Raw genomic sequence first — 11,778 nt, 5'->3', positions numbered from 1 at the left:
TCAGCAGCCCCCGATCTCGGCCATGACCTGGGCGACGTCGGCGGTCTGCGGCCGGACCATGGTGGTGACGATCCGTCCCTTCGCCAGGAAGACCGCCTCGTCGGACCAGCTCGCGGCGACCGGGTCGTGGGTGACCATCACCACGGTGTGCCCGGTGTCGTCCACGGCCCGGCGCAGCAGCGTGAAGACGTCGTTGGCGGTGGAGGGGTCGAGTGCCCCGGTCGGCTCGTCGGCGAAGATCACGGCCGGGTCGGTGACCAGGGCGCGGGCGATGGCGACCCGCTGCTGCTGGCCGCCGGACAGGTGCTGCGGGGAGTCGTCCGCGCGGTCTGCCAGCCCGACCGACTCCAGGACGCGCATCGCCCGCTCCACGGCCTGCGGGCTGTCCGGTCGCTCGCCGCCCAGCAGCAGCGGCAGCGTGACGTTCTCCCGCACGGTCAGCGACGGCACCAGGTTGAGCGACTGGAACACGAAGCCGATCCGGTCCCGGCGCAGCCGGGTCAGCGCCGCCTCGCTCAGCGAGCCGAGGTCGGTGGTCCCGATCCGCACGGTGCCGGCCGTCGGCCGGTCCAGGCCGGCGGCGCACTGCAGGAAGGTCGTCTTGCCGGACCCGGAGCGGCCCATCACGGCGACGAACCGCCCCTGGGGGATCTCCAGGCTTACGTCGTCCAGGGCGTTCACCGGCTGGCCGCCCCGAAGGTAGCGACGGGTCACCGACTGCATGGTCAGGGCGACCGGGCCGATCGGGTGGCCCTGCTCCTGCTCGACGGCTGAATCCGCCGCGTCCGTCCGTCCGATGCGCTGCCTGATCACCAGTGAACCCTCCCGGGCGTGCTTCCTGGCCGGCCGGCCGACACTGCGGTGGGCCGGCGTGGACGCGGGTCACCCGCGTCCACGCAACCGACCCTAGGATCTCCGCCGAGGGCGCCGCGATGACCTTTCCACCCGTCTTGGGGTTCAGCCAGCACACCCATGTGCTGGGGTGACAGAGACACCGCAGGGTGCGCTTCCGGTTCGTTACGGTGGGACGCAACCCCGTGGTGCGGCGGTCGCCGCAGTGCAACGCCAATCCCAGGAGGCCCTACCGGTGTCAGAGTTCGAGCCCCAGCCGGACACCGAGGAGGACACGTCGAGACTCGGCGCGGCCGTCCGCGACGCCCGGGACGCCAGCGCCTTCCTGTACATGGGCCTGCCGATGGCAGTGGTCTGCTTCTTCGGCTGCTTCGTCGTCCCGGCCTCGCTGTTCTTCACCGTGTTCCTGATCGGCGCCCCCGCCTGGCCGGAGGTGGTGCGGGCGCTGCGCAGCCTGGCGGGGCACGAACGGGTACGCGCGGGCGCCTTCCTGGGCACCACGGTGCCGGAGCAGTACCTGCCGCTGGACGGCTCGCTCTCGGACCGGTTCCGACTGGCGATGACCGACCCCGGCACCTGGCGCGACGCCCTGTGGTTGCCGGTGCAGACCCTGAGCGTGATGCTGCTCAGCCTGCTGACCCTGCTGCTGTGGCTGGTCGGCCTGCCGCTGGACGGCGTACGACTGGGCATGGCCGACGCGGTGGCCCGGCGCCGAGGCGTCCCGTCGCGGGCCGAACCGCTGGTGCTCAACCTGCAGAGGTTCCTGGCCGAGCGTCAGGCGGGCTGGACGGTACACCTGTTGCGCCCGTCCGAGTCGTCCCGGCTGGCAGAACGGGTGGCCGAGCTGTCGGAGAGCCGGGCCGGAGCCGTCGAGGCGCACAGCGCCGAACTGCGGCGCATCGAACGGGACCTCCACGACGGCGTCCAGGCGCAGTTGGTCGCCCTGTCGCTGCGGATCGGGCTGGCCAAACAGCAGTTGTCGAAGGACCCGGAGGCGACCGAAGCGCGGCTGGACGAGGCGCAGGAGGGGATCGAGCGGGTCCTGGCCGACCTGCGCCACGTCGTACGGACGGTCTACCCGCCGGTGCTGACGGACCGTGGACTAGCCGGTGCCGTCCGGGCACTGGCGGCCGGCTCGTCGATTCCGGTGGACCTGCAGGTGAGCGCGGTGGAGAACGGCCACCGGGTGCCCGCGTCCGTGGAGGCGGCGGCCTACTTCGTGATCGCCGAGGGGCTGACCAACATCAGGAAGCACAGCCGGGCGACCAGGTCCTCGGTACGCTTCCAGCGCAGCGGCGGACAGCTGACCATTACGGTCACCGACGACGGACGCGGGGGTGCCGACGAACACGGCGGCTCCGGTCTGGTCGGCATCCGCCGCCGGGTGGCCGCGCTGGACGGTACGGCGACCCTCACCAGCCCTGTCGGAGGGCCTACGGAGCTGAAAGTGGAGCTGCCATGCGGATCGTGATCGCGGAGGACAACGCCCTGCTACGGGAGGGGATGGTCCTGCTGCTCAGCAGCAACGGCCACTCGGTGGAGGCGTCGGTCGGCGCGGGACCGGAGATCCTGCCCGCGCTGCGCAACCACCGGCCCGACCTGGCGGTCCTCGACGTCCGGCTGCCGCCGTCGTTCCGGGACGAGGGGCTGCGGGCGGCGCTCGCCGCCCGGCGCGAACTGCCGGATCTGCCGGTCCTGGTGCTCTCCCAGTACGTTGAGGAGACGTACGCGGCCGAGCTACTGGCGCACGGGGCGAAGGGGGTGGGCTACCTGCTGAAGGACCGGGTGGGGCGGGTGGACCAGTTCCTGGAGGCGGTGGAGACGGTCGCCGGCGGCGGTACCGTGCTCGACCCGGAGGTGGTCACCCAACTGCTCAGCCGGCAGGTCGCGGCCAGGCCGATGCGCAATCTGAGCCCGCGCGAGCAGGAAGTGCTGGAGCTGATGGCGCAGGGCAAGGCCAACAACGCGATCTCGGAACAACTGGTGATCACCGAGCGGGCAGTGAGCAAGCACATCCGGAACATCTTCGACAAGTTCAACCTGCCGCCGGAGGGCGGCAGTGTGCACCGCCGGGTGCTGGCTGTGCTGACCTATCTCGGGCACGACGTCCAGGAGGCCTAGCAGGAACCGGCGTTCGTCGCGGGCCCGGAAACGGAAAGCACCGGGTGCCTGGGGCGGGGGGCCCCGGACACCCGGTGAGGGAGGTCGGAGTGAGCAGGCGGGGGTCCCGCCCACCACGGCCTCCGGTCCATGAGTGGCGGTGCGTCAGCCCGCCATGTCACCGGCGCTGGTGCAGGTGGAGCGCAGCGACTCAAGCCGCTTGTTCTGGCCCGCGACGTACACGGAGACGCTGCCGGGGTCGCGGTCCTTGAGCTTGGTGTTGCGCAGCTCGCTGGCGGTGTCGCTGGCGGCCTTCTTCAGCTTGTCATCCTTGGCCTTCTTCACCAGCTCGTCGATCTTGTCCGCGCGGTCGTTGACATCCTTGACCGCGGCGTCGGCGTCCACGGGGTGCGGGTTGAACAGCGCCAGGTCGGTGATCTTCAGGCACATGTCGGCCCGATCGAGCACCTCCTGGGGCGAGTTGCAGGAGGCGAGGCCGAAGACGGCCCCGATCGCGATGGTGGCGGCGACCGCCCGCAGGCCCAGGCTCCGCTGGTAGGCGCGGGCGGGCCGCCGGGCCGGGTCGGCCGGGAACGGTGTGGTCATGGTCGGGGTGCTCCTGGTCGCAGGATGGGACGGCCGGGTCACGGTCAAGGGGTCACTCACCGTTGCTCGCCTTGCGCCAGCGGGCGACGCCCCAGACCAGGGCGATCGCGTCCAGGACGAACCCGCCGATCATGACGGTGGTGTGGGTGCTGCCCGTCACGCCGTGGGAGACCACGGAGGTGAGCATGGCACCGATGAAGAACAGCACCAGCGGAAGGACGACCCAGCCCGATCCGGGCTTTCCGGCAGAACCGGCCATGAGAAGACTCCTCGAAACCCTTGTGAGACGCGGCCTCAACCGCGCCGCTGTACGTCTCCAAGTCTGTCCGCTCGGAGCGTTCCGGTAAGTACACCGCACACCCGAAGGGGGGTGTTGCCTGCACTACTCTTTCGAGTTCCAGGCGGCGCCGGCTCGATCCGATCGGACGTTCGACCAGCGTTGTTCCGTCCTCACTTAAAGATCTCCCGGTTGCGACAGGCCGGTGGCAGCATGCGCAGGTCAGAACAGGGCGGGCGGAGGGATCTCAGGGTGCCGGACGTCGAACAGTCGCAGATTCCAAGACCATTGGCGCGAAACCGCAACTACAACGTGGTGCTGGTCAGTCAGCTGCTCTCCGAAATCGGTGGCCAGGTCTCGCTGTTCGCGATCCCGCTGGTAGTGCTCGCGCTGACCGGATCCGCCGTCACCGCGGGCGCGGCCGGCACCGTGAACGCGATGGTCCGGCTGCTGGTGCTGATCCCGGCCGGCGCGCTGGTGGACCGGTGGAACCGCAAGCGGGTGCTGATTGCCTGTGAGCTGGTGCGCATCCCGGTCCTCGCCGCGCTCGTGCTGGCGCTGTGGCGGGGGGACGAGGGCCTGGGCCTGGTGTTCCTGGTGGCCGCCGTGGACGGCGCGGCGGCGGCGCTGTTCACCCCGGCGGAGGAGGCGTTGCTGCCCCAGCTCGTCCACCCGAGCCAGCTGCCGGAGGCGGTCTCGCGCAACGCGGCCCGCAGCTACCTGGCGACGCTGGTCGGCCCGGGGCTCGGCGGTCTGCTGCTGGCCGCGCGCCAGTGGCTGCCGTTCGCCGTCAACGCGGTCACCTTCGCCGCCTCCTTCGTGCTGCTGCTGTTCCTGCGGCTTCCGGCCGCCGTTGCGGCTCCCGCCGGGCAGGGCGGCTCGCTGGCCGGGGACCTCAAGGTCGGCGTGCGCTTCATCCGGGAGCGCCCGGTGCTGCGCAGCGCCCTGCTGGTGGCGGTGGCTGTCAGCATCGCGTTCAACGCGCTCTACCTGCTGGTGGTGACCCTCGCGAAGCGGTCGGGGGTGCCGGCCGACGAGATCGGCGTGATCGGGGCCATGACGGGCGTCGGGGGCCTGCTCGGCGCCGTGGTGGCGCCGGTGCTGCAGCGGCTCATCGCGCCGCGGGTCGCGATCGCCGGCCTCGGCCTGGTCGGCGCCGCGGTCACCCCGCTGCTCGTGCTCGGCACCAGCGCGTACCTCTTCGGAGCCGTGCTCGCGGCGATCGCCTTCTGCGCGCCGACCGTGCACGCCACCGTGGTGGTGTACCAGATGAGCGTCACCCCGGACGGCCTGCGGGGCCGGGTCGGGGCGGCGATGGCGCTCACCGGCGGCGTCGCGGGGGTGGCCGGCCCGCTGCTCGGCGGCGTGCTCGCCGACACGGCCGGGCGCGGGACGGCGGTCGCGGTCTTCGTCGGCCTCCTGCTGCTCGCTGCGGTGGGAGCCGGCCTCAGCCGTACGCTGCGGGCGTTTCCGGATGTCCGCAGCGCCGTGCCCGCCGCCGGTTCCGCCCCCGAACCCACCAGGTCGGCCGAGCCCGCCGAGAACATCGGCGACCCCGTGCCCTGACCGTGTCCGCTCCGCCTCCTGCCCCCCGGAGACCCCGGGCGGCGTCCCCTTCGGAAAGCTCCGGAAAGGCAGTCCTGTGGAAACCACCAAGTCCCGTAGCCCGCGCTGGGTGGTCACCCGGCCCCAGCGCCCGGCGGCCAGGGTGCGGCTGTTCTGCTTCCCGTACGCGGGTGGCGGCACCAGCGTGTTCCGGTCCTGGCACGAGTTCCTGGACCCGTCCGTCGAGGTGTGCCCGGTGCTGCTGCCCGGCCGGGAGGAGCGGATCAGCGAGCCGCCGGCGACCGTGATGGCAGACCTGGTGGTGCGGCTGGCCGAGCATCTGGAGCCGTGGACGGACAAGCCGTTCGCCTTCTTCGGGCACAGCATGGGCGGTCAGATCGCCTTCGCGCTGACCCGGCTGCTGGCCGAGCGCGGGGCGCGGACGCCGACCTGGCTGTTCCTGGGCGGCTGCGTGCCGCAGCGCACCGCGATGCGCCGGCACCTGCTGCCGGACGCCGAACTGACCGAGGAGATCCGGCAGATGAACGGGATGCCGACCGCGGTGCTGAACGACCCGGAGATCCTCGCGCTGCTGTTGCCGGTGTTGCGGGCCGATTTCGCGCTCACCGAGACGTACCTGACCGAACCGGGCGTCACTGTGCCCGTCCCGATGACGACCTTCGCCGGGGTGGACGACGCGGAGGCGCGGCCCGCCGACATGAAGGAGTGGGCCCGGCACTGCGCGGGCCCGAGCGAGTCCCTGGAGCTGCCCGGCGACCACTTCTTCCTCAACGAACCGGCGGCGATGCTTGATCTGGTCAACCGCAGGCTGCGGACGGTTGCCGCGCGATCCTGAGCAGGCACTCGGCGAGTTCGGCCGGAGCGGCGCCGGCCACCGCGTCGACGACCTGCCCGCGGTGGAGGAAGATCGTCGCGCGGGCGAGCGAGGCGGCGACCGGATCCCGTACGGCCATGACTGCCGCGACGTCGAACTGCGCGGTGGCGCGCCGCAGGACGGCGGCCCGGGCGCGTTCGGCGGCGGGGCTGGGGTCCGGGCCGGGCTCGTCGGCCAGCAGCAGTCGCGGGGCCCGGGCCAGTGCGTGGGCGACGGCCAGGCGCCGGCGGCCGGAGGCGGACAGCTCCCGGACCGGCCGCTCCAGACTGCGCTCCAGCAGGGTCGCCCGGTGGACCAGGTCCAGGTCGGCCCGGCCGGCCGGGCCCGCCGACCGGACGGCCTCGGCCACCGAGGCGGCCGGGTGGTCCGGTTGCGGTTCGTCCGGGAGCAGTTCGGCGGGGACCGGTTCGTCCGGGTCCGGTCCGGGGGCCCACCACGTCGAACCGGAGGTCGGCGGGACCAGTCCGGCCAGGCAGCGCAGCAGCGTGGTCTTTCCAGCGCCCGTCGGGCCCATCACGGCCAGAAAGCAACCGGAGCGGATTCCGAGGTTCACGTTTTTCAGTGCGAAAAGCGGCTCACCGGCACTGGGGAGTGCGACGGAAACCGCGTTGAGCGAGGCCACCACCTCGCCGGGCCGGGCCGGCGGTGGAACGGTTCGATATCGCCGCATTGACGCCCCTGTGGCTGCCTGTGGGTGTGCGACTTCCCACCCTGTTCGATCGATGGTCCGCACCATACCGAGACATGGTGGCGACGCACTATGCCGTCTGCAGGATGGATTCGGGTTCAGCTGACACTCCCCCGGGGGTGGGGTGCGGCAGATACCCACGTGGAGTGGTGGCTGACCCCCCTTGGTACCGCCTCCGGAGTGGGTGTTTGCGGCAGGTCTAAAACTCCTGTTCGAGCGAATTCCGGCGGTGAAGAATGTTTCCCGAGGCATCGCTGTGCAGTCGGGGTGGCGGGCCGGACCGACGCGTTCCGATACGCCGTCGGCCCCGGGGGACTTCGGATCGAACCCGGGGAAGAACATCGGGCCGCATCGGCGGAAACACACTCCGGCCGAGGCTGATGACGCGCCGTGCGCTCGACGGTCACAGGCGTCCACGAACAATTCCTCAGCGATTTGGGATACCGGCATGAAGTCTGGCATGTACTCGTCGTTCAATCGGTCGGCCATCGCCGGCACCACGCTCCACGGGCTGTTCGAAGCACAGGCCGCCCGCCGGCCCGGCCACCCCGCGGTGGAGCAGGCCGGCGTCAGCCTCTCCTACGGTGAGGTCGACCGGCGGGCCAACCTGCTGGCCCGCCGACTGGTGGCCGAGGGAGTGCGGCCCGAGAGCAGGGTCGGCGTCTTCGTCGAACGCGGCCCGCACCTGATCACCGGACTGCTCGCCGTCCTCAAGGCCGGCGGCGCCTACGTCCCGCTCGACCCCAAGTACCCGGCCGAGCGCCTCGCCTTCATGGTCTCCGACTCCGACATCAACCTCATCCTCACCGGGGACGCCGGCGAACACGCCTTCGGCGCCACCGCCCGGACCCTGCGGATCGACCAGCCCGACCAGGACGGCCCGGACACCGCCCCCGACGTGCCGGTGCTGCTGGACAACACCGCGTACGTCATCTACACCTCGGGCTCCACCGGCACCCCCAAGGGCGTGGCCGTCACCCACCGCGGCGTCGAGGCCCTCGGCGCCGCCCACGCCGACGCCCTCGCCATCGGCCAGGACAGCCGCGTCCTCCAGCTGGTCTCGCCCAACTTCGACGTCGCCATCGCCGACCTCGTCCAGACCTGGTACGCCGGGGCCACCCTGATCCTGCCCGCCGCCGACACCCAGACCGTCGGCGAGGGGATCGCCGAACTCCTGTCCACCACCTCCGTCACCCACGCGATGATCCCGCCGTCGGTGCTCGCCACCATCCCCCCGGTGGAACTGCCCGACCTGCGCGGCCTCGCCACTGGCGGCGAGCCCTGCCCGCCCGACCTGGTGGCCCGCTGGGCCCGCAACCGGCGCATGTTCAACGCCTACGGCCCCACCGAGGCCACCGTCACCACCACCGTCAACGGCCCCCTGCCCCCCGAGCTCGGCGAGGTTCCCGGCATCGGCCGTGCCGTGCCCGGCGTCCGGGTCATGGTGCTCGACGACAGCCTGCGCCCCGTGCCCGAGGGCGGCGTCGGCGAACTGTGCATCGCCGGCGACGCACTGGCCCGCGGCTACGTCAACCGGGCCTCGCTCACCGCCGAGCGCTTCGTCGCCGACCCCAACGCCGACGACGGCACCCGGATGTACCGCACCGGCGACCGGGTACGCCGACTCGGCGGCGAGCGGTACGAGTTCGTCGGCCGCCACGACCACCAGGTGAAGATTCGCGGACTGCGCGTCGAACTCGGCGAGATCGAGGCTGCCCTCAGCGAGTACGAGGGCGTGCTCCAGTGCGTCGTCGTCGCCCAGGGCCCCGAACCGCGCCGCCTCGTCGCCCATGTCGTCCCCCGCCTGCCCGAGGCCGTCCCCTCCGCCACCGAACTGCGTGACCACCTCGCCGGGCGACTCCCAGCCCACATGGTGCCCACCGCCTTCGGCTTCCTGGACAGCCTCCCCCTCACCCCCAACGGCAAGGTCGACCGCACCGCCCTGCCCGCACCCAGCCGCATCGCCGAACCCGCACACACGCCGCCGCGCACCGAACTGGAGCGCCACCTCGCCGAGATCTGGACCGAGATCCTCGGCGTCGAGCGGATCGGCGCCGACGACGACTTCTTCGCCCGCGGCGGCGACTCCATCGCCGGCCTGCGGATGGCCTTCCAGGTGGAACGCCGCCTCGGCCACCGCCCCGCCCCCGCCGACCTGTTCGACCACTTCACCCTGGCCCGGTACGCCGCCCGCCTGGAGCACCTGGAACAGCGCCCCGCCCAGACCGCCGCCGAACCGATCCCCGCCCTGGAGCGCGGCCGGCCACTGGGACTCTCCCCGGCACAGCGCCGGCTCTGGTTCCTCGACCAGTACGAACCCGGCGGCTCCGCCTACAACTGCGCCACCGGACTGCACCTCACCGGCCACCTCGACCACCCCGCGCTGCAGCGCGCCCTGGCCGCCCTCGTCGCCCGCCACGAGCCGCTGCGCACCGCCTTCACCGACGTCGACGGCGCCCCCGCCCAGGTGATCGGCGAACCCGCCGCCCTGCCACTGCCGGTGGCCGAACCGGCCGGGCTCACCGGCCCCGCCCGGGACGCCGCCGTCCAGGAACTGCTGCGGGCCGAGGTGTCCGCCCCCTTCGACCTGCGCTCCGGACGCCCCCTGCGGGCACTGCTGGTGCGCACCGCACCCCAGGACCACCTGCTGGTCCTCACCGCGCACCACATCGTCGCCGACGCCTGGTCGATGGACGTCATCGCTCACGACCTCGGTCTGCTCTACCGTGCGGCACTGACCACCACCGACCCGGACACCACCGCCGAGACACTGATCCGCCAGGCCGGGCTCGCACCCCTCGCCCTCCAGCACGCCGACGTCGCCCACTGGCAGCAGAGCCAGGCGGACAACCCCCGCCTCGCCGGCCAACTCGCCTACTGGCAGCGGAAGCTCGACGGCGTCACCGCCCTGGAACTGCCCACCGACCGGCCCCGCCCGGCCCTGCGCAGCTCCGCCGGCGCCCGCCACCTGTTCACCCTCGTACCGAGCACTGTCGAACGCCTGACCGTCCTCGGCCGGGACCACGGCACCACCCTGTTCACCACCCTCGCCGCCGGCACCCAACTGCTGCTCTCCCGCTGGTCGGGCCGCCGCGACATCGCCATCGGCACCGTCGACGCCGGTCGCGACCGCTTCGAACTCGCCGAACTGGTCGGCTTCTTCGTCAACACCCTGGTGCTGCGCGCGGACGTCGACGAGACGCTCAGCTTCGCCGACTTCGTCGACCGCACCCGCACCGACGTCCTGGACGCACTGGCCAACGACGACGTGCCCTTCGACCGCGTCGTGGACGCCGTGGTCGTCGAACGCGACCCCAGCCGCCCCCCGCTCGTCCAGGCCATGCTGGTCCTGCAGAACGCCCCGGCCCGGCTGCCCGACCTGCCCGGGCTCACCGTCACCGAGACCGTCCTGCCCCGCGAAGCCGCCCTGTTCGACATCACCCTGGAGTTCTGGCAGAACCCCGACGGCGGCCTCACCGGCTCGCTGGAGTACAGCACCGACCTCTTTGACGAGCCCACCGCCGTACGCCTCGCCGACCAGCTCGGCGTGCTCCTCGCCGGCCTCGCCGCCCGCCCGCAGCACCCGATGGCCGAGGCGCCGCTGCTCACCGACGCCGAGACCGAGCGCCTCCTGCACACCTGGAATGACACCGCGCGCAGCGTCACCGAGGCCACCCTGCCCGACCTGTTCGCCGCCCAGGCGGCCCGCACCCCCCGGGCCGCCGCCGTGCGCGCCGAGGGCGTCCGCCTGGACTACGCCGCACTGGACGAGCGCACCAACCGGCTCGCCCACCACCTGATCGCCCTCGGCGTCGAGCCCGGCGACCGGGTCGGCATCCACCTGGAGCGCGGCACCGACCTGATCGTCGCCCTGCTCGCCGTGGTCAAGGCCGGCGCCGCGTACGTGCCGCTCGACCCGGCCTACCCGCTGGGCAGGCTCGATTTCATGGCCGAGGACGCCGGCCTCACGCTGCTGCTCACCGACCGGGACTCCGCCGCCCGCTGGACCCCGGAGGGACCGGCGGTGGTCCTGCTCGACCGCGACCGCGCGGCCGTCGACGCCCGCCCGACCGACCGCCCGCAGGTGACGATCACCCCGGGCAGTGCCGCGTACGTCGTCTACACCTCCGGTTCCACCGGCCGCCCCAAGGGCGTCGAGGCCACGCACCGCGGCGTCGAGCGGGTCGTCCGGGACAACGGCTACCTCGAACTCGGCGGCGAGGACGTGGTCGCGCAGCTGGCCTCGGTCTCCTTCGACGCGGCCACCTTCGAGATATGGGGCGCGCTGCTGAACGGTGCCACCCTGGCCATCCCCGCGCCCGGGGTGCTGGACACCCGCGAGCTGGGCGCCTTCGTGGCCGAGTACGGGGTGACGACGCTCTGGCTCACCGCCGGCCTGTTCCACGAGGTCGTCGACTCCGGCATCGAGGCGCTCGGCGGGGTGCGCCGGCTGCTCGCGGGCGGCGACGCGCTGTCGCCGCGGCACTGCCGGGCCGTGCTGGAGCGCTTCCCCTCGCTCACCCTGCTGAACGGCTACGGGCCCACCGAGACCACCACCTTCGCCGCGGTCTGCCGGATCACCCCGGCCCACCTCGACGGCGACACGGTGCCGGTCGGCCGGCCGATCGCCGACACCCGGGTGTATGTGCTGGACGGCTGGCTGCGGCCGGTGCCGCCGGGTGTGGTGGGTGAGTTGTACGTGGCCGGCGGCGGTGTCGCCCAGGGCTACGTGGGTCGGCCGGGGCTGACGGCGGAGCGGTTCGTCGCGGACCCGTTCGGTGTGGGCGGCCGGCTCTACCGCACGGGTGACGCGGT

Annotated in this window: 9 protein-coding genes; 5 read left to right on the top strand and 4 right to left on the bottom strand. The window is 72.5% G+C overall.

The window, feature by feature from the left end:
* Positions 1 to 810: an ABC transporter ATP-binding protein gene (locus ACZ52R_RS31405; protein WP_465754575.1), complete on the bottom strand. Its 810-nt coding sequence runs from the start codon at positions 808 to 810 to the stop codon at positions 1 to 3.
* Between the two features lie 373 nt (positions 811 to 1,183).
* Between ACZ52R_RS31405 and ACZ52R_RS31400 the strand changes: the two genes are divergently transcribed.
* Positions 1,184 to 2,323 (top strand): sensor histidine kinase, encoded by a 1,140-nt coding sequence (locus tag ACZ52R_RS31400; RefSeq protein ID WP_465664408.1) that lies wholly within the window; start codon positions 1,184 to 1,186, stop codon positions 2,321 to 2,323.
* Complete coding sequence (locus ACZ52R_RS31395) at positions 2,311 to 2,973, top strand: response regulator transcription factor (RefSeq protein ID WP_360493050.1); 663 nt, start codon at positions 2,311 to 2,313, stop codon at positions 2,971 to 2,973. The genes ACZ52R_RS31400 and ACZ52R_RS31395 overlap by 13 nt, the downstream gene beginning before the upstream one ends.
* 144 nt (positions 2,974 to 3,117) lie before the next feature.
* Here ACZ52R_RS31395 and ACZ52R_RS31390 read toward each other — a convergent pair whose 3' ends face one another.
* Both ACZ52R_RS31390 and ACZ52R_RS31385 read right to left on the bottom strand, forming a co-directional pair.
* Entirely contained in the window at positions 3,118 to 3,558 is a 441-nt protein-coding gene (locus ACZ52R_RS31390; RefSeq protein ID WP_465664402.1) for a hypothetical protein, read from the bottom strand.
* Between the two features lie 52 nt (positions 3,559 to 3,610).
* Positions 3,611 to 3,817: a hypothetical protein gene (locus ACZ52R_RS31385; RefSeq protein ID WP_350516285.1), complete on the bottom strand. Its 207-nt coding sequence runs from the start codon at positions 3,815 to 3,817 to the stop codon at positions 3,611 to 3,613.
* Between the two features lie 270 nt (positions 3,818 to 4,087).
* Here ACZ52R_RS31385 and ACZ52R_RS31380 point away from each other — a divergent pair, with 270 nt between their 5' ends.
* Both ACZ52R_RS31380 and ACZ52R_RS31375 read left to right on the top strand, forming a co-directional pair.
* The gene (locus tag ACZ52R_RS31380; RefSeq protein ID WP_465624017.1) at positions 4,088 to 5,401 is read left to right on the top strand and encodes an MFS transporter; all 1,314 of its coding nucleotides are present in this window, start codon (positions 4,088 to 4,090) and stop codon (positions 5,399 to 5,401) included.
* Positions 5,402 to 5,477: 76 nt separating this feature from the next.
* On the top strand, positions 5,478 to 6,236 hold the full coding sequence (locus tag ACZ52R_RS31375) for a thioesterase II family protein (protein WP_360493042.1): 759 nt from the start codon (positions 5,478 to 5,480) through the stop codon (positions 6,234 to 6,236).
* On the opposite strand, the gene ACZ52R_RS31370 is transcribed toward ACZ52R_RS31375, so the two are convergent.
* Positions 6,199 to 6,828, bottom strand: coding sequence for an ATP-binding cassette domain-containing protein (locus ACZ52R_RS31370; RefSeq protein ID WP_465664404.1), 630 nt, complete (start codon positions 6,826 to 6,828; stop codon positions 6,199 to 6,201). The two genes, ACZ52R_RS31375 and ACZ52R_RS31370, sit on opposite strands and share 38 nt — an antisense overlap.
* Positions 6,829 to 7,411: 583 nt before the next feature.
* Here ACZ52R_RS31370 and ACZ52R_RS31365 point away from each other — a divergent pair.
* The coding region (locus ACZ52R_RS31365; RefSeq protein WP_465754552.1) for an amino acid adenylation domain-containing protein at positions 7,412 to 11,778 on the top strand (4,367 nt) is incomplete at its 3' end.

It is taken from the genome of Kitasatospora sp. NPDC034023 (assembly GCF_055575795.1).
The sequence above is the reverse complement of the archived record's forward strand: the minus strand, read 5'-3'. Positions and strand labels throughout refer to the sequence as shown.